This is a genomic window from Pseudoduganella sp. R-31 (assembly GCF_049913235.1).
GTDB lineage: Bacteria > Pseudomonadota > Gammaproteobacteria > Burkholderiales > Burkholderiaceae_D > Rugamonas.
On the sequence record NZ_CP183986.1, the window covers coordinates 1,860,014 to 1,885,324 of the forward strand.

29 protein-coding genes are annotated in these 25,311 nt (G+C 62.3%); 9 read left to right on the forward strand and 20 right to left on the reverse strand.

Features of this window, described 5'->3' with window-relative positions; translation table 11 throughout:
* Positions 1-92: 92 nt before the first annotated feature.
* The 10 genes from nth to ACN9MY_RS08635 form a co-directional block, all read right to left on the reverse strand.
* Positions 93-740, reverse strand: coding sequence for an endonuclease III (nth, locus tag ACN9MY_RS08590; protein WP_426169667.1), 648 nt, complete (start codon positions 738-740; stop codon positions 93-95).
* Entirely contained in the window at positions 737-1,414 is a 678-nt protein-coding gene (gene rsxB, locus ACN9MY_RS08595; protein WP_426169669.1) for an electron transport complex subunit RsxB, read from the reverse strand. The genes nth and rsxB overlap by 4 nt, the downstream gene beginning before the upstream one ends.
* A 229-nt stretch (positions 1,415-1,643) precedes the next feature.
* Positions 1,644-2,069 (reverse strand): YeeE/YedE family protein, encoded by a 426-nt coding sequence (locus tag ACN9MY_RS08600; RefSeq protein ID WP_426169672.1) that lies wholly within the window; start codon positions 2,067-2,069, stop codon positions 1,644-1,646.
* Positions 2,066-2,494: a YeeE/YedE family protein gene (locus ACN9MY_RS08605; protein ID WP_426169675.1), complete on the reverse strand. Its 429-nt coding sequence runs from the start codon at positions 2,492-2,494 to the stop codon at positions 2,066-2,068. The genes ACN9MY_RS08600 and ACN9MY_RS08605 overlap by 4 nt, the downstream gene beginning before the upstream one ends.
* A 5-nt stretch (positions 2,495-2,499) precedes the next feature.
* Positions 2,500-2,805, reverse strand: a complete 306-nt coding sequence (locus ACN9MY_RS08610) for a metalloregulator ArsR/SmtB family transcription factor (RefSeq protein ID WP_426169677.1) — start codon at positions 2,803-2,805, stop codon at positions 2,500-2,502.
* 74 nt (positions 2,806-2,879) lie between these two features.
* Positions 2,880-4,115 (reverse strand): polyhydroxyalkanoate depolymerase, encoded by a 1,236-nt coding sequence (locus ACN9MY_RS08615; protein WP_426169680.1) that lies wholly within the window; start codon positions 4,113-4,115, stop codon positions 2,880-2,882.
* 208 nt (positions 4,116-4,323) lie between these two features.
* Positions 4,324-5,391, reverse strand: a complete 1,068-nt coding sequence (locus ACN9MY_RS08620) for an NAD(P)/FAD-dependent oxidoreductase (RefSeq protein ID WP_426169682.1) — start codon at positions 5,389-5,391, stop codon at positions 4,324-4,326.
* Between the two features lie 81 nt (positions 5,392-5,472).
* Positions 5,473-5,796 (reverse strand): ferredoxin FdxA, encoded by a 324-nt coding sequence (gene fdxA, locus ACN9MY_RS08625; protein ID WP_028100735.1) that lies wholly within the window; start codon positions 5,794-5,796, stop codon positions 5,473-5,475.
* A 139-nt stretch (positions 5,797-5,935) separates the two neighbouring features.
* Positions 5,936-6,214: a protealysin inhibitor emfourin gene (locus ACN9MY_RS08630; RefSeq protein ID WP_426169685.1), complete on the reverse strand. Its 279-nt coding sequence runs from the start codon at positions 6,212-6,214 to the stop codon at positions 5,936-5,938.
* Complete coding sequence (locus ACN9MY_RS08635; protein WP_426321714.1) at positions 6,211-7,620, reverse strand: hypothetical protein; 1,410 nt, start codon at positions 7,618-7,620, stop codon at positions 6,211-6,213. The genes ACN9MY_RS08630 and ACN9MY_RS08635 overlap by 4 nt, the downstream gene beginning before the upstream one ends.
* Positions 7,621-7,741: 121 nt before the next feature.
* Between ACN9MY_RS08635 and ACN9MY_RS08640 the strand changes: the two genes are divergently transcribed.
* Positions 7,742-8,023 (forward strand): polyhydroxyalkanoic acid system family protein, encoded by a 282-nt coding sequence (locus ACN9MY_RS08640; RefSeq protein ID WP_426169690.1) that lies wholly within the window; start codon positions 7,742-7,744, stop codon positions 8,021-8,023.
* Between the two features lie 367 nt (positions 8,024-8,390).
* On the opposite strand, the gene ACN9MY_RS08645 is transcribed toward ACN9MY_RS08640, so the two are convergent.
* The 9 genes from ACN9MY_RS08645 to ACN9MY_RS08685 all read right to left on the reverse strand — a co-directional run bounded on the left by ACN9MY_RS08645 (position 8,391) and on the right by ACN9MY_RS08685 (position 15,478).
* On the reverse strand, positions 8,391-8,759 hold the full coding sequence (locus ACN9MY_RS08645; RefSeq protein ID WP_426321716.1) for a hypothetical protein: 369 nt from the start codon (positions 8,757-8,759) through the stop codon (positions 8,391-8,393).
* Complete coding sequence (locus ACN9MY_RS08650; protein ID WP_426337139.1) at positions 8,756-9,625, reverse strand: GNAT family N-acetyltransferase; 870 nt, start codon at positions 9,623-9,625, stop codon at positions 8,756-8,758. The genes ACN9MY_RS08645 and ACN9MY_RS08650 overlap by 4 nt, the downstream gene beginning before the upstream one ends.
* A 137-nt stretch (positions 9,626-9,762) precedes the next feature.
* The gene (locus tag ACN9MY_RS08655) at positions 9,763-10,296 is read right to left on the reverse strand and encodes a DUF2867 domain-containing protein (protein WP_426337140.1); all 534 of its coding nucleotides are present in this window, start codon (positions 10,294-10,296) and stop codon (positions 9,763-9,765) included.
* Positions 10,293-10,631, reverse strand: coding sequence for a hypothetical protein (locus ACN9MY_RS08660; RefSeq protein ID WP_426169701.1), 339 nt, complete (start codon positions 10,629-10,631; stop codon positions 10,293-10,295). The genes ACN9MY_RS08655 and ACN9MY_RS08660 overlap by 4 nt, the downstream gene beginning before the upstream one ends.
* Positions 10,632-10,711: 80 nt before the next feature.
* Complete coding sequence (locus tag ACN9MY_RS08665; protein WP_028100729.1) at positions 10,712-10,963, reverse strand: acyl-CoA-binding protein; 252 nt, start codon at positions 10,961-10,963, stop codon at positions 10,712-10,714.
* 88 nt (positions 10,964-11,051) lie between these two features.
* Positions 11,052-12,095, reverse strand: coding sequence for a DUF1176 domain-containing protein (locus ACN9MY_RS08670; RefSeq protein ID WP_426337141.1), 1,044 nt, complete (start codon positions 12,093-12,095; stop codon positions 11,052-11,054).
* A gap of 110 nt (positions 12,096-12,205) precedes the next feature.
* Positions 12,206-12,493 carry an HU family DNA-binding protein gene (locus ACN9MY_RS08675; RefSeq protein WP_057261775.1) on the reverse strand — a complete coding sequence of 96 codons (288 nt, stop codon included), beginning with the start codon at positions 12,491-12,493 and terminating at the stop codon, positions 12,206-12,208.
* Between the two features lie 173 nt (positions 12,494-12,666).
* Positions 12,667-14,004 (reverse strand): hypothetical protein, encoded by a 1,338-nt coding sequence (locus tag ACN9MY_RS08680; RefSeq protein WP_426337142.1) that lies wholly within the window; start codon positions 14,002-14,004, stop codon positions 12,667-12,669.
* Between the two features lie 106 nt (positions 14,005-14,110).
* Positions 14,111-15,478 carry a S8 family serine peptidase gene (locus tag ACN9MY_RS08685; RefSeq protein ID WP_426321725.1) on the reverse strand — a complete coding sequence of 456 codons (1,368 nt, stop codon included), beginning with the start codon at positions 15,476-15,478 and terminating at the stop codon, positions 14,111-14,113.
* 89 nt (positions 15,479-15,567) lie between these two features.
* On the opposite strand from ACN9MY_RS08685, the gene ACN9MY_RS08690 reads away from it, so the two are divergent.
* Together ACN9MY_RS08690 and ACN9MY_RS08695 are read left to right on the forward strand one after the other, a co-directional pair.
* Positions 15,568-16,071, forward strand: coding sequence for an RNA polymerase sigma factor (locus ACN9MY_RS08690; protein WP_130315233.1), 504 nt, complete (start codon positions 15,568-15,570; stop codon positions 16,069-16,071).
* Complete coding sequence (locus ACN9MY_RS08695; RefSeq protein ID WP_426169715.1) at positions 16,068-16,826, forward strand: anti-sigma factor family protein; 759 nt, start codon at positions 16,068-16,070, stop codon at positions 16,824-16,826. Before ACN9MY_RS08690 ends, ACN9MY_RS08695 begins: the two co-directional genes overlap by 4 nt.
* 21 nt (positions 16,827-16,847) lie before the next feature.
* Here the strand turns inward: ACN9MY_RS08695 and ACN9MY_RS08700 are convergent, their stop codons facing one another.
* The gene (locus ACN9MY_RS08700; protein ID WP_057261771.1) at positions 16,848-17,204 is read right to left on the reverse strand and encodes an FKBP-type peptidyl-prolyl cis-trans isomerase; all 357 of its coding nucleotides are present in this window, start codon (positions 17,202-17,204) and stop codon (positions 16,848-16,850) included.
* A 141-nt stretch (positions 17,205-17,345) separates the two neighbouring features.
* On the opposite strand from ACN9MY_RS08700, the gene ACN9MY_RS08705 reads away from it, so the two are divergent.
* The 6 genes from ACN9MY_RS08705 to ACN9MY_RS08730 all read left to right on the forward strand — a co-directional run bounded on the left by ACN9MY_RS08705 (position 17,346) and on the right by ACN9MY_RS08730 (position 25,173).
* The gene (locus ACN9MY_RS08705) at positions 17,346-18,314 is read left to right on the forward strand and encodes a cytochrome D1 domain-containing protein (RefSeq protein WP_426169718.1); all 969 of its coding nucleotides are present in this window, start codon (positions 17,346-17,348) and stop codon (positions 18,312-18,314) included.
* Positions 18,314-19,093 (forward strand): polysaccharide deacetylase family protein, encoded by a 780-nt coding sequence (locus ACN9MY_RS08710; RefSeq protein WP_426337143.1) that lies wholly within the window; start codon positions 18,314-18,316, stop codon positions 19,091-19,093. Before ACN9MY_RS08705 ends, ACN9MY_RS08710 begins: the two co-directional genes overlap by 1 nt.
* Positions 19,090-20,055 carry a sterol desaturase family protein gene (locus ACN9MY_RS08715; protein ID WP_426169723.1) on the forward strand — a complete coding sequence of 322 codons (966 nt, stop codon included), beginning with the start codon at positions 19,090-19,092 and terminating at the stop codon, positions 20,053-20,055. Before ACN9MY_RS08710 ends, ACN9MY_RS08715 begins: the two co-directional genes overlap by 4 nt.
* Positions 20,055-20,882 (forward strand): EI24 domain-containing protein, encoded by an 828-nt coding sequence (locus ACN9MY_RS08720; protein ID WP_426169726.1) that lies wholly within the window; start codon positions 20,055-20,057, stop codon positions 20,880-20,882. Before ACN9MY_RS08715 ends, ACN9MY_RS08720 begins: the two co-directional genes overlap by 1 nt.
* A complete protein-coding gene (locus ACN9MY_RS08725; protein WP_426337144.1) occupies positions 20,867-21,652 on the forward strand; it encodes a competence/damage-inducible protein A in 786 nt (261 codons plus the stop codon). Before ACN9MY_RS08720 ends, ACN9MY_RS08725 begins: the two co-directional genes overlap by 16 nt.
* Before the next feature lie 311 nt (positions 21,653-21,963).
* Complete coding sequence (locus ACN9MY_RS08730; protein WP_426337145.1) at positions 21,964-25,173, forward strand: transglycosylase domain-containing protein; 3,210 nt, start codon at positions 21,964-21,966, stop codon at positions 25,171-25,173.
* The last annotated feature ends 138 nt before the right edge of the window (positions 25,174-25,311 follow it).

Here is a 25,311-nt window from a genome sequence, read left to right on the forward strand (position 1 = left end):
ATCAGTGTCAGACCCGCGGGGTCTGACACTAACCCGCGGCGGCCGCTGGCCAGGTGTCTGACCCTGCGGGTCGGACACCGAAGTTCCGGTTTTCAGGCGTTGGCGGGGGCGGGCGTCTTGCCCTTGAATTCGCATAGGTCGGCGATGATGCAGTTCCAGCACTTGGGCTTGCGCGCGACACAGGTGTAGCGGCCGTGCAGGATCAGCCAGTGGTGCGCATCCATCAGGAATTCTTTCGGCACGAACTTCATCAGCTTCTGCTCGACGATGTCGACGTTCTTGCCCGGCGCGATGCCGGTGCGGTTGGAGACGCGGAAGATATGCGTGTCGACCGCCATTGCTACCTGCCGGAAGGCGGTATTCAGCACCACGTTGGCGGTCTTGCGGCCTACGCCCGGTAATTGCTCCAGTTCTTCGCGTGTCTGCGGTACTTCGCCGCCGTATTGGTCCACCAGGATCTGGCAGGTCGCAATCACGTTCTTCGCCTTGGTCTTGTACAGGCCAATGGTGCGGATGTATTCGGTGAGTTCGTCGAGGCCCAGGTCCAGGATCGCCTGCGGTGTGTTCGCCACCGGATAGAGCTTGCGCGTGGCCTTGTTCACGCCTACATCGGTCGCCTGCGCTGATAGCAGCACGGCGATCAGCAGCTCGAACGGCGTCGTGTATTCCAGTTCGGTTTCGGGATTGGGATTCGCCTCGCGCAGGCGTTCAAAGATCTGTTGGCGTTTGGCGTTGTTCATTTATTCTTGTCGGCTTCGGCGCGCTGGCGGGCGCGCTCCATGGCGGCGGCGATGATCTGGCGCTTGCGTTCCTTTTCCGCCAGCTCGGCTTCATTTTCCGGCGTCAGGCGTTCCACGGCAGCGGCTTTCGCGTGGGCCTTGGCGGCAAGGCGCGCATCGTTTTCTTCGCGCTCGCGGATCAGGCGCGCCAGGCGGAAGTCGTGGCGATCGCGCGCCTCGTCGGCCTGCGGTTGGGTCCAGGCATCCCAGCCGGTGGTTTCGGTCACCGGGTACATCACGATGCAGTCGACCGGGCAGGCCGGCACGCACAGGTCGCAGCCGGTGCACTGTTCCGGGATGATGGTATGCATCTGCTTGGCCGCGCCCATGATGGCGTCGACCGGGCAGGCCTGGATGCACAGCGTGCAGCCAATGCATAGCGATTCGTCGATGAAGGCCACCGCGCGCGGGCGCTCGAAACCATTGACGGGATTCAGCGGAATGACGGGGCGCCCGGTCACGCTGGATAAGCGGCGGATGCCTTCGGCGCCGCCAGGCGGGCATTGGTTGATGTTCGCTTCACCGGACGCAATCGCTTCTGCATACGGTCGGCAGCCCTTGTAGCTGCACTTCGTGCACTGGGTTTGCGGCAGCACGTCCTCGATGCGGTCGGCCAGGGTTTTCGGATCAGTCACGGCGAAAAGCGGAACGTTAAAGCGCTATTATCCAATATCTGCGCGGGCTTTGCGGAAGTTGCTTCGTATAAACTTGTGTGGAACATGCCGCTTCTTACCGGTCAACGTCTCCACGCTCCGTGAGCTGCGCGAGGAGAGCATCGGCATCGTGACCGCAAATTCGAACGCGACTACCTGCGCCGCCTCGACACCGACCGCCCGACAGCCAATTGACCTGCCTCAAAGCTTGTTAGCTTGGCCTTCCTGCTCGCCTTTCGACAATTTCGAATAGCGCCATCCCGCCAAGCATCGCAATGAAAAAAATCCATGGCTTGCTGCCGCCTGTCGCCAGCGATGCGACTGCCGGACCAGGACAGTAGCCGGCCAGTCCCCAGCCGATGCCGAAGCCAAGATTGCCCAGCACCAGGCGGCGGTCGATGTCGCGTTTGGTGGGAATGTTCATCGGGTTGCCAAGCAGTGCGCGCTGGCGCTTGCTGGCGAAGCGAAACGCGATGGTGCCAACCAGCAGGGCGCCGCCCATCACGAAGGCCAGCGATGGGTCCCATTTCCCGAACAGGTCGAGGAAGCCGATGATTTTGGCCGGGTTGGTCATGCCTGAAACGATCAGGCCAATCCCGAACAGAAGGCCGGCCAGCATGGAAGCCAGCGCGTTCATGCGAAGCTCCTTACGACGGCAACTGTCGCAAAGCCGGCTGCCATGAAGCACAGCGTGGCAACCAGCGAACGGGGCGACAGCCGCGATAGTCCGCACACGCCGTGGCCGCTGGTGCAGCCGGAGCCATAACGCGTCCCCACACCGACCAGCAAGCCGGCGGCGGCCAATGTGAGCGTGCCCGCATCGACCTGCACGGATGGCAATGCGGCGAAGGCGCCATACACTAGCGGTGCGGCCACCAGGCCGCCGAGGAAAGCGAAACGCCAGGCCGCATCGCCTTCCGTGGCCTGGCCAGGGAAGGCGCGCGACAGCAAGCCTCCCACGATTCCGCTGATGCCGGCAATCCGGCCGTTGACCAGCAACAGCATCGCTGTCGCCAGCCCGATCAAGATGCCGCCTGCCAGCGGCGCGTAGTAAGCACTCATTTGCATCACTCCTTGGGACAGTAAAGTTTGTACAGCACCTGCAGCACGGCCATCGCTTCCGCGCTGGCGATGCTGTAGAAAATCTGCTTGCCTTCGCGCCGCGTGGCAACCAGCTCGCCGTTGCGCAATACGGTCAATTGCTGCGACAAGGTCGGCTGCGAGATCCCGGTTGCCGCTTCCAGCTCCCCGACTGAATGCTCGCCTTGCACCAGCTGGCAAAGCAGCAGCAGGCGGTCCTGGTTGGACAGGGACTTCAACAATCCGGACGCGCGACCGGCAGCGGCCTGCAAAGCAACGGGATCAATCTTCATATTATATAAAAAAGTATAATGTATACGGTAATAAAAGCCGGGCACGCAGGCCCGGCCGGCTGAAGGGCAGGCCCTTAGCCGTGTTTCTTGATGAACGCCGCGATCCGCGGGCAGACCATCTCGCGCCAGCGGCGGCCGGAGAAGATGCCGTAGTGGCCGGCGCCCGGCACTACGAAGTCTTCCTGCATATTGGCTGGAATGCCGGAGCACAGGTCGTGCGCCGCCTGCGTCTGGCCGGCGCCGGAAATATCATCCAGTTCGCCTTCGACCGTCATCAGCGCTACGTTCTTGATGTCCTGCGGACGCACGAACACGCCATCGACTTCCCAGGTCCCTTGCGGCAGGCGGAATTCCTGGAATACGGTCTTGATCGTGTCGAGGTAGTACTCGGCCGGCATGTCCAGCACTGCATTGTATTCGTCGTAGAACTTGCGGTGGCTTTCCGCCGGTTCGTCGTCGCCGCGCACCAGGTGCATGTAGAACTCTCGATGCGACTGCGCATGGCGGCCCGGGTTCATGGCGATAAAGCCCGCGTGCTGCAGGAAACCGGGATAGACCTTGCGGCCAAAGCCCGGATAGTTCGGCGGCACAGCATAGATCACGGTGTTTTCGAACCACGAGAACTTCTTTTCCACTGCCAGGTTGTTGACCTGGGTCGGCGACTTGCGCGGATCGATCGGGCCGCCCATCATGGTCATGGTCTTCGGCAGCTTTGGATCCTTGGCCGTCGCCATCAGGGAGATGGCCGCCATGACGGGCACGGTAGGCTGGCAGACGGAAATGACATGCAGGTCAGGGCCGAGCAGGCGGATGAATTCCTGCACATATTTCACATAGTCGTTCAGGTGGAACGGGCCTTCCGACAGCGGCACCAGGCGCGCGTCGATCCAGTCGGTGATGTATACGTCGTGTTCGGACAGCAGCGCCTGCACGGTATCGCGCAGCAGCGTCGCGTGGTGGCCGGACAGCGGCGCCACCAGCAGCACGGTCGGCTGCTTGAGGGCCTTGAACTCCTTCTCGCTCAAGTCCTTGCGGAAGTGGAGCAATTTGCAGAAGGGCTTGTTTTCCACGACGCGTTCATCGATGTGGACTTGCTTGCCATTGACCACAGCCTGCTTGATGCCGAACTCCGGCTTCTCGTATTCCTTGCCCAGGCGGTACATCAATTCGTAGCCCGCTGCGATACGCTGTGAGAACGGTGTGTGCGCAAACGGCGAGACAGGATTGGTGAACAGCTTGGACGAGGCTTCAGCCCACTGCATCAGTGGATGCAGGAGCGAGCGTTGCATTTCGTGCAATTGGTAAAGCATAGTATGTCCCGCCGAAAATTGTGGCAATGCGCAAAGATGGTCCAATTATAGGCCATTTATACATGACCTACAGCATTCCGCAGTACCCCTCAGAAAGTACGTAAACAACGGCTAACACAACATGATTCCAACATAATACGAGGCGGGAAATAAAAAAAGCAGCGTTTCCGCTGCTTTTTTGTAGGATGCGTCCGAAGAACCGGTCGGATCAGTCGAACACCGGAGTTTCCACGCCCAGCACCTTGTGCAGTTTTGGCGACGTGGTGGTGTACTGCATGTGGATCTTCTTGTCCGGGAAGATATATGGTGCAGCGCCGAAAGCGGCCAGCGCGGCTTCGTGGAAGCCCGACAGGATCAGCTTTTTCTTGCCTGGGTAGGTGTTGATGTCGCCCACGGCGAAGATGCCCGGCACATTGGTTTCGAACTTCTCGGTCGACACCACTTTCAGCTGCTTGCGCTCGATATCCAGGCCCCACTCGGCGATCGGGCCCAGCTTTGGCGACAGGCCGTAGAATACCAGCAGCATGTCCAGCGGCACACGGCGGGTCACGCCGTCGGCGCCGGTTACGCGCAGTTCAGACAGCTTGTCATCCTTGGTTTCGATGCCCGACACCTGGCCGATGATCAGCTGCATCTCGTACTCTTCGCACAGCTGCTTCATCTTCGCCACGGAAGCCGGGGCAGCGCGGAAGTCTTCACGGCGGTGCAGCAGCACTACGGACTCGGCCTTGCCGACGAAGTTCAACGCCCAGTCCAGCGCGGAGTCGCCGCCGCCGCAGATGACCAGGTTCTTGCCTTCGAACATGGCCGGGTTTTTCACGCGGTAGAACAGCTGCGAGCCTTCGAAGGCGTCGATGCCGTCCACCTTCATGGTGCGCGGCTGGAACGAACCCACGCCGGCAGCGATGAAGATGGTCTTGGTGATGAACTTGGTGCCCAGCGAGGTCTCGACGTCGAAGCGGCCGTCTTCGCGCTTTTGCACGACAGTCACTTCCTGGCCCAGGTGGTAGGTCGCGCCGAACGGCTCGATCTGCTTCAGCAGGCCGTCAGTCAGTTCCTGGCCGGTGCAGGATGGAATGGCTGGAATGTCGTAGATCGGCTTGTCCGGATACAGTTCCACGCACTGGCCGCCAACGGCGCTCAGCGAGTCAATCACGTGGGCTTTGATCTCCAGCAGGCCGAGTTCGAAGACCTGGAACAGGCCGACCGGGCCGGCGCCGATGATGACTGCATCGGTCTCGTGGAGACCGCCTGGTGGGGTGCTGACGACATTCATAATGATTCTCATTCCATCTGAATAAGCGAACACCGCGTCAGGCGCGGTGTTGCACGGTGAATAACAGGCTGCTGGAAGCGTTTAGCGCTTCAGCAAGTGGGCCTTTTCCTTGACGTCCTTGAACTGCTCGGCTTCCGGCAGGGCAGGCTTGGTCTTGGTGATCGAAGGCCAGTTGCGCGACAAGTCAGCATTGATCTTGATGTATTGCTGCTGGTCGGACGGCACGTCTTCCTCAGCGAAGATGGCGTTGACCGGGCATTCGGCCACGCACACGGCGCAGTCGATGCACTCGTCTGGGTCAATGGCCAGGAAGTTCGGGCCTTCGCGGAAGCAATCTACCGGGCAAACATCGACGCAATCGGTATAGCGGCAGGCGATGCAGGATTCGGTGACAACGTGGGTCATAACAGTCCTATCTATGTTGGAGCGCTGGAAAAAGCTCAGCAAAGCACTGTATTTTAAGGCAATCCGCTATTTCTCACAATTCGGGCTTAGATACAATCTAAATAAGCAAATTCGTGGCGTGACTCTAACAGTCTTGCTTTCAGGCAGCGGAACGGATCAAATCGAGCAGATTTTGCCAGGGCGGCGCGCCAGTCTCGACAAAGCTTAAGCTATGTCGTCGACGGCCATCGTCGGCTGTGATAGTCCAGTGCCCCAGATCGGCGCCAAGCGGGGGCGAAAAATTTTCTGCGGACGCGAAAAAACCACTGGAGGCGAGGGCCGCCTCCAGCGCCGAACCGACTGGACTTGCATCCGTGTCAACTTCGAAGTGCTGGCTGAGGCCGGCGAAGCCGCCTCCACCGGTCGCGGTGATCTTCATTTTTCGACGGTCAATTCTCCATGGCGGGTACTGTAATTTTTGCACCAGGCCGCTAAAGCCTGGCGCTCGGCATCGAGCACGCCTTCCAGGTCGAAGTATTCGGCATGGTTCATGGTACCGCAGCAGGCGCGGCGGTCCTGGCGCGCGTCGGGGGCGTCTTCCACCATGGCCGGCAGTTCCAGGTTTTGCGGCTGGTCCTCGGTCAGCGGCACGGGCGAGACCACCACCTCGCGCAGGGCGAAGCGGTTGCGGATGAAGTTGGCGTAGTCGACAGGCTTGCCGTCTTCCTGCGCAATGCGCAGCATCTGGTTGACCACGTCGGCATACTTGGCGTTGGCGTCGGGTGCTGCGACCAGGGCGCGCAGCACCAGGCTGCACAGGTAGCCTGCCACGCCGTGCAGGCAGGCTGCATCGTCGCGCAGGCCCGGGGCGCGTTCGAACGAGAAGATGTCGGCCAGGATGTCATAGATGGCGCCGGTGAACACCTGGGAGATCGCGTGCACTTCATTGCCGGTTTCGGACAGCTTGAGGTCGTTGTCGGCATTGCGCAGGCCGTTCGGACGGCCGAGTGCGAGGCCGAACTGTTCCGCCATATCGGCCAGGAAGGTCTTGTCGTGCAGGTCAGCCTTGGTTTGCGCGATCACCGCTTCCACCTGGTCGAGCTGGGACAGCGCCAGGAAGATCGCCGTCAGGTCGCCGAAGGATTCATGCAGGCCGCCGGTTTGCGGCGGCGCGCTGTTCAGTATCCATTGTGGTTTCAGCCCGTCCAGCACGGCGTGGCCGGTCTCGTGCGAGACGATATCGAAGGAGCGGCAGGTGAACACGCGCCCGGCGGCGCCGGTCGGCACGAAGTCGCCGAATTTCAGCGCGCGGTCGCTGCGGCTGTAATAGGCGTTCATTACATTCGGCAGCCCATGCGGGAACACCTGCAGCGGATCGGTGTTGCTGCCGCTGTTCCAAGCCCAGGGCAGGGGCGCGCTTGTGTCGGCACGCGATAGCACGCGCTGGTACATGGTCAGGGTCGAGCGCACCACGGCAAAGGCATGCACGGCATCGAACTGGTCGGTGTCCGGCGCCATGATGAAGTCGCCGAAAGCATTCGGGCTGACCGGGGCAATGCCGGGCTGGCCGTACGTGATGCGGGCGTCGCGCGGACCTTCCAGGATCACGCCGGGCAGGAAAATCTTGCGGGTGCCGAGTTCGCTGACGGAAGGGTCCTGCTTCCAGATCAGCACGCGGGCGCCAGCGGGCGGTGCGGCGGCGGGACGCGTTGGCAACGCGGTATCTTTCAGGCGTGGCAGGCTGGGCTGCTGTAGCAGTTGCGCCGACTTACGGTGTGCGCGGTACAGGGCGGATGGTGTCGGCACAAAGCTGACAGGCAAAGTCATGCACATATTCTCATCCATGATCACTCTCCCAAGGGCGGTTGAATGACCATGGTTACCCTGTCTGTGGCATCGCCCTTTGATCCAGCACAAAGGTGCGTGCGTTAAAATAGCGCCTTTTGTGCTTTTTGATTAGCAGAGTATGGCCGATATCAACATCACCCAGGCCCACAGCCTGGAACCTGCGCAAGCGCGCGCAGCAGCAGAACAAGTCGCACAACGTATCGCCAAGGAATTCGACCTGGCCTGCCAATGGCACGGCGATACCCTGAAGTTCGGCCGCAGCGGCGTGGAGGGCACGCTGACCCTGGCCGACAGCGCAGCCCATATGAATATCAAGCTCGGCTTCCTGATGGGTGCCTTCAAGAGCGCCATCGAAGGCAAGGTGGCCGAGAAGATGCGCGCGGTATTCGCTCCGGCCTAAGCGGCCCTGGTGGGTTGGCCCACCGTCTCGCTCATCGCCACCGCAGCACGCTCCAGTTCCTGCCTGCCTGGCTCATGCTTGCCGCTGCCTGCCATGCGCTGCTCGATGTGCAGCAGGCGCTTGCTTCTTCATCGTTCCAGGTCCTTTCTCATCGCTAGGGCGGCTCGGCAGGCTGGATCTTCCTCGCCAAACTTGCACGATTTCTTGAGCGCTTCGAGGGCTTTCTGCCTGTTGCGCGGATTGCTCTTGTCCCCGCCAAGGATAAACCCGTACATCGAACAGCCCCATGGGTCGTTTGCCGCACAAGTTCGCTCGAACGTGCGCGCAGGGCAGCTTTGCGCGTCCACCTTCGCTGGACGTTCCGGCATCAAGGTGGCTGCACGGTTGGTGGGGATGCCACGCCTAATTTGCAGGATCGCTGGAACAGAATGTCCGACGCGCGATCATCCTGCTCCGATGCTTGCAGCGCAACCCCTAACCAATAACAATATTCGCCTTTGCCGGCCTTGCAAGCAGCCATGCATGCCGGCTGGCTGGACGCGGTCTCGCATTGCGCTTTGACGCCGTGGTTGTAGTCTGGCTGGCTGGTTGCAGGCATCAGGTCGGCAGGGCATCTTGCGAGATCGCCTGCCCAGTCCTTGCTTGCATTTATCTCCTTGACCAGCGCCGAAGTGTTTGATTCGGCCCACGCTGAAGGCAGCATCAAGCAAAGCAGCAGGAACATTAACTTCTTCATTCTTCTTCAAGGAATCGATGTAAAACGTAGGCGTCGACCAGTCCAAGTTCGCGATGACGGAAAGCTTGCGGCAAGATGCCGGCGATGTTGAAGCCAAGCTTGCGATACAGCGCCAACGCCGCGGCGTTGGTACTGACGACGTAATTGAACTGCATGGCGAGGAAGCCTTCGCGACGCGCCTGTGCCAGGCTGTGTTCGACCAGCGCGCGGCCGATGCCATTCCCATGCGCCGGTGCGGCGACGGCGTAGGTGGCGCTGGCGACGTGGGCTCCGTGGTCGGGATAGTTGGCGCCCATTTTGTACATGCCGAGAATGACGTCTCCCGCGCAGGCAACATAGGCCGGGTGGCTGCCGAACCAGTGCAACTGGAAGGTGGATTTCTCAAATCCCTGGCCAAACGGGAATGCGTCGCCGCCTGCCAGCAGCGGCTGGAAAATGCTCCACATTGAATCAAGGTCGCGCGGTTCGGCAAGGCGAATCGTCGTCGCTCGCTCGAGCCGGTAGTGCACATCGACGCCATTGCTGATCTCACCGCGCTGCCAGCCTTGGGCCAGATAGAAGCGATCGGCGCGCGTGTCGGCCGCAGTGGAGAGTTTGATGGATTGGGCGCCGCTGGCAAACAGCCATTGCGTCGCCAGTTGCAGCAAGCGCTTGCCCGCGCCCAATCCTTCAAATGCCGGCTCAACGAATAGTGCCCAGATCGAGTTGTCTTCGCGCGCAGCGTAAGAAAAGCCGATTACTGCTCCTTCGCGTTCGCACACCCAGCCCTGGCCAAGGCGATCCAGGTAATCTTCATACATCTGTTGCGTAACGCGAGCCGGATTGGAAAGTGCGTTTTCGCGCACGGCCAGCCTGATCGCACTCATGGCGGGAATATCGGCAGTTGTCGCGCGGCGGAAAAGAAGTGTCATGCGTCGGGATTGGCTTATAGAAAGCGCAACTCTAGCATGCAGGTGGAAGAGGTGGCGAGCTCGCGCGCCTGCTTGCACATTGGCGGCGTGTGCTACCGACAGCGATGCGCGAACGTCGCCAAGGCTGTCCTCTTCAGCATTGTCCTGACAATTATCTTGTGCAGAGGCGTGACCGGCAACATGTACAAGCGCCCCAGCCAATTGTGCACATGGACGACAGTGGTCACGCTGACCGCACCTTGCGGCGCTTTGCAGACGGATAGCACCACGTTCAGGTGCTTGTCCGAGTCGCCCAGCAGCACTTCATCCTGCGACAGGTAAAGCAGGGAGAAGATGCCGACGCGATCGCCGATACGATATTCGCTTACCGGTTTGGCCGCGCGCAGCGCGCCTAGGTGGCCCAGGTTTTTCAGCCCGGCCAGGCCGGCCAGCCAGTTGCGCAAGGCCATGAGCCGGTTTACCCAAGCTGGAGTCTGCTCCACAACGTGCAAGTACAGCTCCAGCGCGGAGACGTTGGCGTCCGGCGAGACGATCTGGTAGCAGTCATGGAAGTACGCGCCCGGCAGGCGCAGGCTGGCCTGGCTGCCCGCTGGCACTGAGGCGGGAGTAACTTGGCCGCGCATCATTTGCGCAGCAGCGCCCACAGGGAATAGCCGCCTGTCACGGTGCCGACTGGAACGTTGAACAGGGCGACAATGCTGAAGATGATCAGGGGCGTGCGCGCGGCGCGCGAACCCTTCAGGTAAGCGATGGCTGAGCCGATTTGCAGCAGGCAAAGCGCAACCAGCAGGCCAAGAATGATGGTGCCCGCACCCGTGATGAATTCAACGACACCCGGGGCATTGCGTACGATCTCCGCCAAGGCGTGGAAGAAGACGGCCAGGCAGGCCACCAGTAACAAGGAAAGGAAGCCGAGGACGATGTGGGCAATCGCGGCGATCCTGGAGTGGTTGTCCAGCATTTGACTGTTAATTATTTTGCAAATACTGGAGTGTGCAGCGCCGCGCTGGTTTTGACAAGCGCGGCGTCAAGGCGGGAGGATTACTTCAAGCTTTCGATCAGGTCGATGTACTGCTGCTTGGCGTCGTCCTGGCTGGTGCCTGCCAGTGCCGCCCATGCGTCGAACTTGGCGCGGTTGACGAAGTCGGTCATGCCAGGGCGCTCGCCGGTGGCGTCGCCTGCCGAGCCTTGCTTGAACAGGGCGTAGATCTTCAGCAGGGTCATATTGTCTGGGCGTTCCGGCAGGTTCTTGGAATCGGCCATCGCTTGGTCAAACTGTTCTTGCAGGCTCATGGTGTCTACCTTTGGTTTAGTGGAGTTATGAAGCGCCATCATACAAAAGAAAGCCTGCGCTGCCTTAGAGGGGAGGCTCCAAATTCTCCTACTCCTGGGTCACCACGGTTGGCAGGTGCCAGGTTCCGTCAGGTGCGATCGCCTGGCACATGCCGGTCGTGGATGCTGCGGTGAGCTGAAATTGCTTGCCGTTCCAGCGCAGGGTTTTATAGGTCCAGCAGTCACCGAGGCCACGTCCCTTGTGCATCTCGCTGATCTTGCCGGAGGCGTAGTCGCTGCCGGTCGTGGTCACCAGGACTGGCCGGAACGGCGGCTTGTCGTTGACGACCCAGTAGCCAGCTCCTGCGTTATAGGCCGCTATCCAGCAGCGCATGGATACCAGCATCTGATTGGAAGTCAGCCTGACCGCTTTCAGCGAGTACAACATCTCGTCGTCAAAAAGTTCTTCGCAATCGTCCGGCTTCACGCTGGTGCGCAGGGCAGCCACCAGGTTCTTGCGATGGCGATCCACGAAGCGGGAGTCCGCCTGCTGCGTCATGGCGGTTGGCGCGGGCAGGAACTTCGGCTTGGCGACAGCCGGCGGGACGCTTGATTCGGGCCGCGAACCCTTGCGAACCACCGCGCCGGGCGTGCCAACCCGTCCCTGGTATTCGTCCATCTTCAGCAGGACTGCGGTGGCGCCAGCGTCGGATATCTCTCCCCATAGCTCGTCTCCCCGCTTCAGTTCAACGGTGGCATGCTGGGGCAATGCGGCCAGCAGCGCCGCGATCTGAGCCTGTGAAAGCTCGGCCACAAACGTTTCCCGGGCAAATTCCAGCGAACCTGTCGCCGTGTCGTTGATCCACAGTTCAAGCTTGAACTTTGCCGGCATGTGCGCGATCGCTTCCCTTTCGTCATAATGGCCCAGCATGACTTGTCCGCTGACTTGCTGGCCAGGGCCGGCTTGCCTGGTCAGCAGGATGGATGCTGCCTGGTCTTTCTGGAGATTCCCGCCGTAGCCGGCAGCACGGCAGGCGCCGGTGTTGTCGCAGGCCAGTTCCCATGCGTCGTGTTCGAAATACAGGCCGGACGGATTGAAGGCGTGGGCGCAAAGCGGCAGCAGTGCCGCGGCGAGGGCAAATATCAGGCGCATGAATTTTCCTGGCGTGGGCGCCGTGTGCGGCGCACCATATAAAAACGGCGGTTCAAGACAAGCCGCTTGGGCCAGCCTTGAACCGCCGTTCTGGCGGTAAGCCTGAAGAATTACTTCTTCTTGGTTGGGTTCACAGCGGCTTTCAGGGTTGCGCCAGCCGAGAACTTAGGGGTCTTGGATGCAGCGATCTTGATCGCTTCGCCGGTTGCCGGGTTGCGGCCTTTACGGGCAGCGCGCTTGGCGACGGAGAAGGTGCCGAAACCGGTGATGCCAACGGTGTCGCCCTTTTTCAGACGCTCGGTAACGATCGCGATCAGGGTGTTAATTGCGTCGTTAGCGGCTGCGCCGGACATTTCGGTACGCTTCGCAAATTCTGCAATCAGTTCGCCTTTTTTCATTACTACCTCCTTGGTTAATGGAGCGCGCAGATTAGCACATTAATTGAAAAAAGTGTGTACCGTTTTTTGAAGAAGCCCATATAGTGACTGGCTCGCCACGAAATCTGGGGCGGTTTATGGCGAAAACCTCAGCTAGTTTAAGCTTTTCCGCCGCGCCGCCCCAGCCTGGTGCGTCATTGCGCGGAGCCTTCAACGGCGGCGTTCCTGCCTGCCTGGGCGCTGAAACCGGCGTTCACACCGCCGTTTGCGGAAGCGCTTTTCGGCGATTGCTGCGCTGCGGTTTGGCTACCGCTGCGGGCGCTTTTGCTGGCGCTGGCGGAACCGTTGGCCGAGCCGTTTGCCGCGGCGTTGGCATGGCGGGAAGGCGTCGCTGCCTTGCCGCTGGCCGCGCCGTTGGTGCTGCCGTTCGCCGAACCGCTGGCGCCGGAACGGCTTGCATTCGCATTTGCGCTGCCGTTGGATGCGCCGTCTGCGCTGCCGCTCACGATGCTTGTGCCGCGCGCCAGGCTGGCGCCCAGGCCGGACGCGCCGTTGCCGCTGCCGGATGCCGAACCGGACTTGCCGCCGTTCGAAGTTCCGCTTGGGGTGTTATTGGCAGTGCTGTTGGAAGCGCCGTTCGCGATACCGCTTGCCGCGCCGTCGGCGTTGCCGCTGGCCGCACCTGCATTACGCGCGACCTGAGCGCCCAGGGAATGTGCGCCCGCTGCGCCGCCTGCCAGGCTACCCGCCAGGCCATTCGCCGCACCATTCGCCGCGCCGTTTGCTGCGCCGCCTGCGTTGCCGCTGGCGTTGCCGTTCGAGGTGCTGCTGGATGCTTTGTTTGCCGTGCCGTTTGCGGTGCCCGATGCGGCGCCGTCCACTGCACCGTTTGCGGAACCTGCACGGTGCGCCACCTTGCCGCCGAGGGCGGATGCGCCTGCCGCTGCGCCAGCCAGGCCGCCTTCCGCACCATTCGCGCCGCCACTGGCCGCGCCGCTAGCCGCGCCGTCGGCGCTGCCGCTGGCAGTACCAGCACCGCGCGTCAACTGGCCGCCGAGCGCAGATGCGCCGCCGGCACCACCGGCCAGGCTGCCGGCGATGCCGTTCGCCGCTCCATTAGCGGCGCCATTTGCTGCACCGTCTGCGTTACCGCCTGCCGCGCCAGCATTGCGCGACAGGTTGCCGGTCAGGTTGGCGGCGCCGTTGGCCGCACTGCTGGCGTCCAGGCCGCGCTGGGTGGCATTGTTAGCCGCCGAATCCGCAGCTGCGACGCGGGAAGCGGTAGCGGTGACATTGCCTGCCGCATTGCCGGCGATATCCGCGCCGGCGCGATTGCCGCGCATGGTGCTGCCGGCGATATCGCCGGTCATTCCGCCGCGCATGGCGCCCATGCCGCCGCCAAAAGCACCGCCGATACCGCCGCCGATATTCCCCCCCAGTGCGCCGCCGAGCGGGCCAGCCTGGGCGATGGATGCGGCGCTGGCAGCAGCGATAAAGGCAGCGCGGATGATGGTTGCGATGTTGGTCTTCATATCAGTTCTCCTTGGTCTGGCTGCGGGAAATCCGCCGCGTACATACAGAGAACGAACCGGGAAATGGATTTCTTCCATCCATCCGGAAAAAAAATTCAAATTCTTTTCAGCGGAAGGCTGAAGGGGGAACGCGCAGGTTTTCGGCAACCACGCCGCGGCCGGTGCCGTCGCCGGCTGCGCTGGCATCGGCGGCGAGGGCGGAAAGCGCTTCGGCGGCCTGCGCCGGGGAGGGCGAGTGCAAGCGCGGCGCCAGTAGCGCCGCCACCAGGGGCGAGGCGAAACTCGTCCCGCGCACAAGCTTATACGGCGGCGTGCCGATGGCAGCTGCGGCCATCTGGCTGCCTGGCGCGGCGAACATCACTTGCGGGCCGCGCGCAGCTTCCGGCAGCGGGCGGCGCTTCGGATCGATGCCCGTCACGCCGACCACGCCGGGGTAGCTGGCCGGATATAAAGGAGGTGCAGCAGGCCCGTCGTTACCGACCGCAGCCACCAGCAAATGGCCGCGCGCCACCATCGCCTGCACCACACGGCCCAGCATCTGGTTGGGTGGGCCGACCAGGCTGATATTAATGACGCCGACTTGTTCCCTTGCCAGCCAGGCCAGTGCCTGTACGATCTGGCTGGCGGAGCCGCCGGTCGGCTGGTCGCAATATATATCTGCTGCATAGAGTTTCGCGCCCGGCGCCGCGCCGGTGAAGCGCTCGGACTTGCCGATCATCAGGGCGCCTACCGCCGTGCCATGGGGCGCAGGACGGGCCGCTCCGTCGCAGCCCCAGCGCACGATGCGGGCGTTCTCGAAAACCTCGTGGCTGCCATCGATGCCGCTGTCCACCAGGCCAACGCGCACATCGCCGCCAACCGCGCGGGCTGGCGCGGTACGCGGCAAGCTGCCCGCATTGTCTCGCGCCGCTGCCGGATCGGCATCTGGCGCATCGTTCGCACCGGCGCCTGTATACACATGGTTGAAATCGTAGCTGCTATCAGGATCGGCGGCGCGCAGCCTGGCCAGCGCGTCCGCCGTGGCAACGCCATCGGGCACCCGCAAGGTCACCAGCACCTGGCCGACCTCCGGCATTTCCTGCCGGCCGGTCAGCGTCAGCCCGGCCGCGACGGCTGCCGCAAGTCCGGCCTCCGATGGCGACCAGGCCAGGATTTCCTTGCGCACAATAGGAAATCCGGCGGGATCCGGCTCAAGCTGCGCCGGATGCCGCTGCAGCAATTGGCGCATGTTCAGCGCACGGAGCTGGTCCAGCGACACCTTGCCTGGCAGTTCGGCCGTGTCCAGCAATTTTTCGCGCAGCCGGTCGCGCAAGCCGTTGTCGCCAAGACGGGATGGCAGGCCGCCGGGCAACTGGGGCAAGCCAGGCAGGCCGATTTGCGCCGCCGCCGGCCCCGCGCCGGCCAGCAGGCCAAGGGCCAGCAGCAGGCAGCGGCAGGAACGCAACAGGGAATAAGTCGGGCGCAAGGTTGGCATGGTCGGATGATAATATAAGCTACCGGTATCTATTCTGTATTAACGACGGAGAGAGGGAAGAAAATCCCGATCCCGTTCGTTATCTTCATATGATGGACAACGATAGCGCCCTGCACGAGGAAATCGCCACACTGTTGCCGCGACTGCGGCGTTTCGCCCGTACCCTGGCCTGGCACCGCGAGGATGCCGACGACCTGGTCCAGCTCTCCGTGGAGCGCGCCATCCTGCACAGCAGCTCTTACCAGCCGGGAACCCGCCTGGATAGCTGGTTGTTCCGCATTATTAAAAATGCCTGGATCGACGAAGTGCGTTCCCGTACCCGCCGCAGCGAACTGTTTGCGCCGGAGGAGGAAGGCGAGCACGTAGGCGACGATTATGCCGAAGCGCACCAGCAGCGCATGGCGGTGCAAAAAGCCGTCAGCCTGCTGAGCGAAGAGCACCGGCTGGTGGTCGGCCTGGTGCTGGTGGAGGGGCTGCCTTATAAAGAGGCGGCCGAGGTGCTGGATATTCCGGTCGGCACCCTGACCAGCCGCCTGGCGCGTGCCCGCACCGCGTTGCAAGAAATGTTATCGGAACAAGCGAGGACAGTATGAAGAGTTTTTCCGACGAAATCCTGATGGCCTATGCCGACGGCGAGCTGGATGAAGTCACCCGCCGCGCAGTGGAAGAAGCCATGCACAAGGATGCCGCGCTGGCGCGCCGCGTCGCCCAGCACAAGGCCATGCGCAATGACGTCTTTGCCGCCTTTGCCCCGGTGGCGGAGGAAGCGGTGCCGCCAAGGCTGGCGCAGCCGCTGCGCCAGGCCACGGTGGTCAGCCTCGATTCCGTGCGCGCCCGGCGCGAGGCCGAGCAGCAGGCTGCCCGCAAGGCCACTCGTGGCCGGCGCTGGTCATGGCCGGAGTGGGGCGCGCTGGCGGCGATGTTGATGGTGGGCGTGATGGCCGGCCATTACGGCGTCGGCATGCTGCCGATCGACCGCGGCGAAACGGTGGCCAGCCGCGATGGCGTGCTGGTGGCGCAAGGCCGCCTGGCAACGGCGCTGGACCAGCAACTGGCCGGCAGCGGCGGCCCGGTGCGCATTGGCACCAGCTTCCTGGCGCAGGACAACAGCTACTGCCGCAGCTTCACCACGGCCCAGGATATGTCGGGCCTGGCCTGCAAGCAGGGCGGTGCATGGAAGGTGCAGCTGGCGGTGCAAAGCCAGGGCAAGGCCCAGCAGGGGGAATACCGGCAGGCGGCGGCGGACATGCCGACGCAGGTGTTGGATGCGATCGACCAGCGTATTGCCGGCCAACCGCTCGATGCAAAAGCGGAGCAGGAGGCCGTGCAGCGCAAGTGGCAGCGCTAGGCCTCCCGTCGCAGGGCTGGCTTATACGCCCAGCAGTTCCACGTCGAAGATCAGGGTGGCGTTGGGTGGAATCACGCCGCCGGCGCCGCGCGAGCCATAGCCCAGTTCAGCAGGGATGATCAGCTGGCGGGTGCCGCCTACCTTCATGCCTTGCACGCCTTCATCCCAGCCGCGGATCACCATGCCGGCACCCAGGGCGAATTCGAACGGATCATTGCGGTCCTTGGACGAATCGAATTTCGGGCCTTTGCTGCCGTCGTCGTTGCGCAGCCAGCCGGTGTAATGGACGGTGACGTTCTGGCCAGCTTTTGCTTCCGCGCCATCGCCAACCTTGATGTCGTCGTATTGCAGGCCGGATGCGTTAGTGATGATAGTCATTTGGATTCCTTAGAAATGTGGGGCTTAGGCCGCGATTGTAGTCCATTCGCGGCCGATACCCATTAAATGTTGTCGGCAATAACTTGATACAAGACGTTTGACCGTAAAATACTGGTTGGCTTAACCAATAAGCGAGTTTTCATGTTCCGCAGTATCCGTAGCGCAGCAGTTTTATGTGGTTTGCTGGCAGGCGTGCAGCCTGTCCAGGCAAACGTCGTCGTCGTGCTCAATTCGCGCGATGCCACGGTCCAGTTGCTGGACCAGGTAAGCTACAAGAGCCTGCAGACCTTCCCGGTGGGGAAAGAGCCCCACCACCTGATGGCCACGCCCGATAACAAGTCGCTGATCGTCGCCAGCGCCGTGGGCAATGAGCTGGTCTTCCTGGACCCTGTGACCGGCCAGGTGCAGCGCCACGTCAAGGATATCCTCGATCCATACCAGATCGGCTTTTCGCCGGACCAGAAATGGTTCGTCGCGACTTCGCTGCGCTTGCACCGGCTCGATGTCTATTCGTATAACGGCAAGGAAATGACCCTAGCCAAGCGGATTCCGCTGCCCAAGCTGCCCAGCCATATCGCCTTCGATGCCAAAAGCACCACGGCCTTCGTCACCCAGCAGGGCAGCGACCAGGTCAGCGCGGTCGACCTGAAGACGCAGAACGTGCTGTGGACTATCCCGGTCGGCAAGCTGCCGGCCGGTATCGCCATGACGCCGGACGATAAATACCTGCTGGTCGGGATCATGGGCAGCGACTACGTCGAAGTAATCGACTGGCGCACCCGCCAGACCGTCAAGCGCATCAAGGCCGGCGCCGGCACCCACAACTTCCGCGCGCTGGGCGATGGCCGCTACACCTATGTGTCGAACCGGGTGTCGAATACCATCAACATCATCGACCAGAAGACGCTGGAGAACGTCGGCACCATCGACGTGCCCGGCGGCCCCGATTGCATGGAAATCACGGCCGACAAGAAATACATGTGGGCCACGCTGCGCTGGATTAAAAAAGTGGCAGTGATCGACCTGCAGCAGAAGAAGGTCGTCAAGATGATCCCGGTCGGCCGCTCGCCGCACGGCGTCTTCTTCGCCAACTCGTCCGCGAGGATGTAATGCGGTTGCAGGCATGCGTGCTGGGACTGGCCGCTGCGGCGGCCACCGGCGCGTCGGCCGCCGCGCAGGCGCCCGCGCCGGCATGCCGCGGCACGATCTACCTCACCTTCGACACCGGCAGCCAGTCGCAGGCCGACCTGATCGCGACGGTCCTGGCGCGGCAAAACGTCAAGGCCACCTTCTTCCTGGCGAACGAAAAGACCGTCAAGGGCGACTACAGCCTGGACCCGTCCTGGCAAGCCTACTGGCGCGCCCGCGTCGCCGAGGGCCATGCCTTCGGCAGCCACACCTTCGACCACACCTATTACGTGCGCGACGCCGGCAACGGCAAGATCAGCGTCAAGCCGCAATTCGGCGCCCGCGCCGGCAAGGTGCAGGACTGGACTTCGCAACAGTACTGCGCGGAGTTGCGCCGCGTCGACCAGCGCTTCCAGGAACTGACCGGCAAGGCGCTGGACCCGTTCTGGCGCGCTCCCGGCGGCAAGACCAGCCCGCGCACCCTGGCTGCCGGCAAGGCCTGCGGCTACCAGCATGCGGGATGGGCCACGCCCGCCGGCTTCTCCGGCGACGAACTGCCGGTGGAACGCGCCTCCAACGCGCAATTGCTGAAGCGCGCCCTGGACGGCCTGCGCGACGGCGACATCTTCATGGCCCACATGGGCATCTGGTCGCGCAAGGACCCATGGGCGCCGGCCAACCTGGAACCCCTGATTGAAGGCTTGAAGCAGAAAGGCTTCTGCTTCGCCACCCTGAGAGAACACCCGGATTACAGCAAATGATTCAATTCTTCCTGGACCTCCTGGGCCAAGCCCAGGGCTGGCTGTTTGAAAACGCCATCCAGCCGCTGATCTATTACTCCGGCATGGGCGACATCACCGAAGAAGCCTTCGAAGGCACGGAATGGCTGCTGATCGGCATGGCCGAACTGCTGCTGATCTACCTGGTGCTGCGCCCGCTGGAAGCGGCCATCCCGGTGCACCAGTTCAGCGACAAGCGCGCGCGCTGGAATGACTTCATCTACACGGTGCTGCAGCGTATCGGCCTGATTCCGCTGCTGCTGTTCTTTACGCTCGATCCCGTCATGGACGCCATTTCCGGCGCCTTGCACATGGAAGGCGTGCAGCCCTTCAACCTGGAAAACCTGGTCACCAATATGCACCCGCTGGCCAGCTTTGCCGTCTACCTGCTGGTGCTGGACTTTTTCGATTACTGGTTCCACCGCGCCCAGCACCAGTTCAACTGGTGGTGGGGCCTGCACAGCCTGCACCACAGCCAGCAGAACATGAACCTGTGGAGCGACGACCGCAATCATTTGCTGGACGACCTGCTGCACGATGTCTTTATGGCGGTGCTGGCGCTGGCCATCGGCGTGCCGCCAAGCCAGTACGTGCTCCTCGTATCGCTGTCCCGTATCGTACAAAGCTTACAACACGCCAATGTTCGTATACACTTCGGCCGCATTGGCGAACGGCTGCTGGTGTCGCCGCGCTACCACCGCATGCATCACGCGATTGGCGTCGGCCATGAATCGAAGGGCCAGGGCACGCTGGGTGGTTGTAATTTCGCCGTGCTGTTCCCGATCTGGGACATTATTTTCCGCACCGCTAACTTCACGCCGCGCTTCGAAGCGACCGGCGTGCGTGACCAGTTGGCGGGCCGCGATTACGGCCGCGGCTTCTGGGCCCAGCAATGGCTGGGCCTGAAGCGGATGTTTGAATATTTGAGAAAGAAACCGAGTTAATGCGCGCTGTTATCCACGCTTATGGCAGGGCCCTGCTGTCCCAGTTCCACGGCAAGATCTTATTGCTGAGTATTGTTCCTTTCATTTTGTCAGTCGCCCTCTGGGCATTGCTGCTCTGGCTTGGCCTGCAGCCGCTGCTGGACTGGCTGCACGGCCACTTCGTGGAATTCGAGGTATACCGCGTCACCAGCGACTGGCTGCAATCGATCGGCCTGGGCGGCTTGCGCTCGATCGTGGTGCCGCTGTTTGCGCTACTGCTGCTGCTGCCGCTGATGATCGTGACGGCCATGATCTTCATCGGCGTGGCTGCCATGCCGTTCATCGTGCGCCACGTCGGCGGGCGCCATTTCCCGCAGCTGGAAAAGAAGCAGGGCGGTTCGATACTGGGCGGCGTCGTCAAGGCGCTGGGCGCCTTCGGCATCTTCGTCGTGGCCTGGCTGTGCATCCTGCCGATGTATATCTTCCCGCCGCTGGCCGGCCTGGCCACGGTGCTGCTGTGGGGCTGGCTCACCAGCCGCGTGATGAGCTATGACGCGCTGGCCGACTATGCCAGCCCGGAAGAACTGTCCAAGCTGCAGCGCGAACATCGCTGGCAGCTGATGTCGATCGGCGTGGTGTCCGGCCTGGCCGGCTCGCTGCCGGCACTGGTGTGGGTGGGCGGCGCGGCTGCTGCCATTGCCTTCTTCCCGATCCTGCTGGCCGCATCGATCTGGGTGTATGTGGTGATTTTCATCTTCACCGGCCTGTGGTTTGAGTATTATTGCCTGCAAGCGCTGGCGCAATTGCGCCATGAACCCTTCGAGGAAAGCCTATGCGAATCGGACTGATCATCATTGGCGACGAAATCCTTTCCGGCAAGCGAACCGACCAGCACTTCCCCAAAGTGGTGCAGCTGCTGGCGGCACGCGGCTTGCAACTGTCCTGGGCCGAATTCCTGGGCGATGACCGCGAGCGCATCACCGCCACCCTGAAGCGCACCTTTGCCAGCGGCGATATCGTGTTCTCCTGCGGCGGCATCGGCGCCACGCCGGACGACCATACGCGGCAGGCCGCCGCTGCGGCACTGGGCTTGCCGCTGGAGTTGCACGAAGGCGCAAAAGACAGCATCCAGCAGCGCGTGCGCCAGGTGGCTGAAGAGAAGGGCGAGGTAGCCGATCTCGCTTCGGCGGAAAACCTGCAGCGCTTGCAAATGGCCGAATTCCCGCAAGGCGCTGCGCTTATTCCAAATCCGTATAACAGCGTGGCCGGATTCGCGCATGGAACACATTACTTCGTCCCCGGCTTCCCGGTCATGGCGTGGCCGATGATCGAATGGGTGCTCGACACGCACTACACCGACCTGTTCAATCGTGAGCCTCGCGCTGAGCGATCGGTGTTAGTGTACGAGGCAGCGGAAGCAGCGCTTACTCCGCTGATGCTGGCCCTGGAAGCAGCCTGGCCGCGCATCAAGGTCTTCAGCCTGCCAAGCGTGGGCGATGCGAACACCAGGCGCCATATCGAGCTTGGCGTGAAAGGCGATCCGCCCCAATGCGAGGCTGCATTTTCCCAAATGTGCCGTGAGCTCGATGCCCTGAACGTGGAGTACGCGAAGCCCTGAATCCACAGTGTGAAAAGGGTGTTAACTGCTCTTGCAACGGCGCTTACAAACGTGTGAAGCGCCGTTGTTTTTTTGCGAAACTGAACCGCGAAGTTTAAATATTTTGCGAGTTGCCCCGTGCAGTGCGCGCCGATGTGGTGCAATGGTAATCAAGCAGAAATACTCTGCGTGTACTGTCCGGTTTGAACACTATGTTAAGCAATCGTCGTTTTCGCCGGCCCCGAGTTGTCGTTCGAGCGGTGCGCAAAATGCGCGCCGGCGCGGCAGCAATTGGATATGGCGGCAACAGGCGGCGTTTGCGCTCGGTACCTATGCCTTCCCAACAAGATCACGAATCAAGCTCCTTCGAACCAAGCCCGCCAACCGAGCCAGCACTGCCACCTCCATCTGAACCGAAGAAGGGTTCGCGCTTGCGCAATGCGCTGATTGTGCTGATCCTGGTGCTGCTGACCGTGGGCGGATTCTGGGGCTATCACGAGACCCGCACCTCGACGATGCAGGCGAAAGTGTTCACCGACCTGGTCGGCAAGCTGACCTACAAGGTGGAACCGGGGCCGAGCAAGTCGATCCGCTTCCCGCACGACAGCCCATACGACGAGCGCCTTGGCTACGCCAACCTGCCGGATTACCTGGACAAGCTGAAGGCGCGCGATTACGAAGTCATTTCGCAGGCGCGTTTCTCGCCGAAGATGCTGGAGCTGACCGACATGGGCGTGTTCGCGACCTATCGCGAAAAGACCCGCACCGGCCTGTCAATCTTCGACTGCCGCGAACAGCCTCTATTCACTGCCAGCTATCCGGAGCGCATTTACGGCAGCTTCGAGCAGGCGCCGAACGCGCTGGTGCAAAGCCTGCTGTTCATCGAGAACCGCGAGCTGCTGGACAACAAATACCCGAAACGCAACCCGGCCGTCGAATGGGATCGCCTGTCCAAGGCCATCCTTGAAAAAACCGCGAGCGCCGTGGGCGCCGGCGGCCACCGCGCGGCGGGCGGCTCCACCCTGGCTACCCAGATCGAGAAATATCGCCATTCGCCGGAAGGCCGCACGGGCTCGATGAAGGACAAGCTGCAGCAGATGATTTCGGCCTCGCTGCGAGCCTATCAGCAGGGCGAAGACACAACCAAGGTGCGGCGCCAGATCGTGGTCGACTACCTGAATACCGTGCCGCTGTCGGCCAAGCCGGGCTACGGTGAAGTGAACGGCGTGGGCGACGGCATGTGGGTCTGGTACGGCCGCGAGTTCGACGAAGTGGGGCGCCTGCTGGGCGGCAAGATGGACCAGCCGGGCAGCCCGCTGGCTTTCAAGGAAGCGCTGTCGCTGCTGATCGCGCAGCGCCGCCCGAGCTACTACCTGGGCGAGGGCGATGAAGACCTGGAGACGCTGGCCAACAGCCACCTGCGCCTGCTGGCCAGCGCCGGCATCATCACGCCGCAGCTGCGCGACGCCGCGCTGAAGGAAAAGCTGCACCCGGCCAAGGGCAACGGCGTGCAGGCTGCGCCGCCGATGACCTATGTCACCAAGAAGGCCTCGAACGCCGTGCGCGTGCACCTGGCCAACCTGTTGGGCGACAACCGCATGTACAACCTGGACCGCCTCGACCTGTCGGTGAACACCACGCTCGACGCGGAAACCCAGAAAACCGTCACCGCCATGCTGCGCCAGTTGCGCGAGCCGGAGACCGCCGTGCAGGCCGGCCTGACCGGCAAGGGCATGCTGGGCAATGGCGACCCGGCCAACGTGGTGTACAGCTTCACGCTGCTGGAGCGCGGCGAGCACGCCAACTACCTGCGCGTGCAGACCGATAACTACGACCAGCCGCTGGACATCAACGAAGGCGCCAAGCTGGACCTGGGCTCCACCGCCAAGCTGCGCACCCTTGTCACCTACATGGACATCGTTGACCAGCTGTACAAGAAGTATGGCCAGATGGAGGTGGCTGAACTGAAGAAGGTCAGCGTCGACCAGCGCGACCGCCTGACCACCTGGGGCATCGAGTACCTGACCATGACGCCGAAGGACAAGCGCAACCTGCCTGACATGCTGCAGGCGGCGCTGGAGCGCAAGTATTCGGCCAATCCTGGCGAGGGCTTCTTCACCGGCGGCGGCCTGCATTACTTCGGCAACTTCAGCAAGGACGACGACTTCAAAATCATGACCGTGCGCGAAGCGCTGCGCCGCTCCACCAACCTGGTGTTCGTGCGCCTGATGCGCGACGTGGTCAAGTATTACTCCTTCCAGATGCCGGGCTCCTCGCAGACGCTGCTGACCGATTCCGACGATCCGCGCCGCGCGGCCTATCTGGCGCGCTTCGCCGACAAGGAAGGCAAGGAATTCCTGTATCGCTTCTACGCCAAGTACAAGGGCAAGAAGACGTCGGAGCTCGATGCCATCCTGCTCGATACGATCCGCCCGACGCCGGTGCGCCTGGCGAATATCCACCGCACCGTATATCCAAACGCGACGCTGGCGGAGTTCGACAAGTTCGTGAACGAAAACCTGAAGGTGCAGAACGATGTGCCGGAAGAGCGGCTGGCGAAGATGTACGAGCAATACGCGATGGACAAATGGAACCTGGCCGACCGCGGTTACCTGGCTGCCGTGCACCCGCTGGAATTGTGGCTGGTGGCTTACCTGCACCAGAACGAAGGGGCTTCGTTGTCCGACGTGGTGGCCGCCAGCGAGAAGGAGCGCCAGGAGGTTTACCAGTGGCTGTTCAAGACCCATCACAAGTACGCGCAGGACAAGCGCATCGCCGGCCTGCTGGAGATGGAGGCCTTCATGGGCATCCACCGCCAGTGGAAGAAGATGGGCTATCCGTTCGATTCGCTGGTGCCATCGTATGCGACCACGCTGGGCGCGTCGGCCGATCGTCCGGCAGCGCTGGCCGAGATGATGGGGATCATCGTCAACGGCGGCGTGCGCAAGACAACGCAGCGCATCGAGTCGCTGCACTTTGCGGAAGGCACGCCCTACGAGACCACGGTGGCGCGCAACAAGTCGAGCAGCAATGAGCAGGTGCTGACGCCGGAAGTGGCGCGTGCCGTGGCCGACGCGATCCGTGAAGTGGTGTCGGATGGTACGGCGCGGCGCGTGAAGTCCGCTTTCGTCGGGTCGGACGGGCAGATCATTCCTGTGGGCGGCAAGACCGGTACCGGCGACCAGCGCTTTGACGTGTACGCGGCGGGCGGGCGCCTGATCGAGTCGCGTTACGTGAACCGCTCGGCCACTTTCGTGTTCAATATCGGGGAGCGCTTCTTCGGCTCGATGACGGCTTATGTGCATGGGCCGGAGTCGAAGAATTATGACTTCACCTCGGCGCTACCGGTGCAGCTGCTGACGGTGCTGGCGCCTTCGCTGATGCCGCTGATCGAGCCGAATGCGCAGAAGGCTGCGCCGGTGGTCACAGCGATGGCGGCTGGCGCGCCGGGCGGCGTGCAGCCGGTGGCCACGGCGGCTTTGGTGGCGGCGACTTCCGCTGCAGCTCCCGCCGCGCCGCTGCGCGCCTGCGGCGCGCGCTAAACCGGTAAACCTGGGTCTCCAGGCCGAGGGCTTGGGTTGTGCGCCGTTGATCTTCGTCGAAAGTCAAAAGCCTCAAACCCCGTCAGCGGCCGCCGCACTGACGGTGTCTGACCCTGCGGGTCAGACACCGGGTTACCG

What these genes read in the sequence shown, in the direction of transcription:
- ACN9MY_RS08630 (WP_426169685.1), bottom strand. Translation starts at nt 6,214, where the DNA reads ATGAAGATCACCGCGACCGGTGGAGGCGGCTTCGCCGGCCTCAGCCAG.
- ACN9MY_RS08615 (WP_426169680.1), bottom strand. Translation starts at nt 4,115, where the DNA reads ATGCTTTACCAATTGCACGAAATGCAACGCTCGCTCCTGCATCCACTG.
- ACN9MY_RS08620 (WP_426169682.1), bottom strand. Translation starts at nt 5,391, where the DNA reads ATGAATGTCGTCAGCACCCCACCAGGCGGTCTCCACGAGACCGATGCA.
- ACN9MY_RS08640 (WP_426169690.1), top strand. Translation starts at nt 7,742, where the DNA reads ATGGCCGATATCAACATCACCCAGGCCCACAGCCTGGAACCTGCGCAA.
- ACN9MY_RS08605 (WP_426169675.1), bottom strand. Translation starts at nt 2,494, where the DNA reads ATGAGTGCTTACTACGCGCCGCTGGCAGGCGGCATCTTGATCGGGCTG.
- ACN9MY_RS08690 (WP_130315233.1), top strand. Translation starts at nt 15,568, where the DNA reads ATGATGGACAACGATAGCGCCCTGCACGAGGAAATCGCCACACTGTTG.
- ACN9MY_RS08600 (WP_426169672.1), bottom strand. Translation starts at nt 2,069, where the DNA reads ATGAACGCGCTGGCTTCCATGCTGGCCGGCCTTCTGTTCGGGATTGGC.
- ACN9MY_RS08725 (WP_426337144.1), top strand. Translation starts at nt 20,867, where the DNA reads ATGCGAATCGGACTGATCATCATTGGCGACGAAATCCTTTCCGGCAAG.
- ACN9MY_RS08635 (WP_426321714.1), bottom strand. Translation starts at nt 7,620, where the DNA reads ATGGATGAGAATATGTGCATGACTTTGCCTGTCAGCTTTGTGCCGACA.
- ACN9MY_RS08715 (WP_426169723.1), top strand. Translation starts at nt 19,090, where the DNA reads ATGATTCAATTCTTCCTGGACCTCCTGGGCCAAGCCCAGGGCTGGCTG.
- ACN9MY_RS08710 (WP_426337143.1), top strand. Translation starts at nt 18,314, where the DNA reads ATGCGGTTGCAGGCATGCGTGCTGGGACTGGCCGCTGCGGCGGCCACC.
- ACN9MY_RS08680 (WP_426337142.1), bottom strand. Translation starts at nt 14,004, where the DNA reads ATGAAGACCAACATCGCAACCATCATCCGCGCTGCCTTTATCGCTGCT.
- ACN9MY_RS08650 (WP_426337139.1), bottom strand. Translation starts at nt 9,625, where the DNA reads ATGAGTGCGATCAGGCTGGCCGTGCGCGAAAACGCACTTTCCAATCCG.
- ACN9MY_RS08675 (WP_057261775.1), bottom strand. Translation starts at nt 12,493, where the DNA reads ATGAAAAAAGGCGAACTGATTGCAGAATTTGCGAAGCGTACCGAAATG.
- ACN9MY_RS08720 (WP_426169726.1), top strand. Translation starts at nt 20,055, where the DNA reads ATGCGCGCTGTTATCCACGCTTATGGCAGGGCCCTGCTGTCCCAGTTC.
- ACN9MY_RS08665 (WP_028100729.1), bottom strand. Translation starts at nt 10,963, where the DNA reads ATGAGCCTGCAAGAACAGTTTGACCAAGCGATGGCCGATTCCAAGAAC.
- ACN9MY_RS08610 (WP_426169677.1), bottom strand. Translation starts at nt 2,805, where the DNA reads ATGAAGATTGATCCCGTTGCTTTGCAGGCCGCTGCCGGTCGCGCGTCC.
- nth (WP_426169667.1), bottom strand. Translation starts at nt 740, where the DNA reads ATGAACAACGCCAAACGCCAACAGATCTTTGAACGCCTGCGCGAGGCG.
- ACN9MY_RS08695 (WP_426169715.1), top strand. Translation starts at nt 16,068, where the DNA reads ATGAAGAGTTTTTCCGACGAAATCCTGATGGCCTATGCCGACGGCGAG.
- fdxA (WP_028100735.1), bottom strand. Translation starts at nt 5,796, where the DNA reads ATGACCCACGTTGTCACCGAATCCTGCATCGCCTGCCGCTATACCGAT.
- ACN9MY_RS08685 (WP_426321725.1), bottom strand. Translation starts at nt 15,478, where the DNA reads ATGCCAACCTTGCGCCCGACTTATTCCCTGTTGCGTTCCTGCCGCTGC.
- ACN9MY_RS08730 (WP_426337145.1), top strand. Translation starts at nt 21,964, where the DNA reads ATGCCTTCCCAACAAGATCACGAATCAAGCTCCTTCGAACCAAGCCCG.
- ACN9MY_RS08660 (WP_426169701.1), bottom strand. Translation starts at nt 10,631, where the DNA reads ATGCTGGACAACCACTCCAGGATCGCCGCGATTGCCCACATCGTCCTC.
- ACN9MY_RS08700 (WP_057261771.1), bottom strand. Translation starts at nt 17,204, where the DNA reads ATGACTATCATCACTAACGCATCCGGCCTGCAATACGACGACATCAAG.
- ACN9MY_RS08670 (WP_426337141.1), bottom strand. Translation starts at nt 12,095, where the DNA reads ATGCGCCTGATATTTGCCCTCGCCGCGGCACTGCTGCCGCTTTGCGCC.
- ACN9MY_RS08655 (WP_426337140.1), bottom strand. Translation starts at nt 10,296, where the DNA reads ATGATGCGCGGCCAAGTTACTCCCGCCTCAGTGCCAGCGGGCAGCCAG.
- ACN9MY_RS08645 (WP_426321716.1), bottom strand. Translation starts at nt 8,759, where the DNA reads ATGAAGAAGTTAATGTTCCTGCTGCTTTGCTTGATGCTGCCTTCAGCG.
- ACN9MY_RS08705 (WP_426169718.1), top strand. Translation starts at nt 17,346, where the DNA reads ATGTTCCGCAGTATCCGTAGCGCAGCAGTTTTATGTGGTTTGCTGGCA.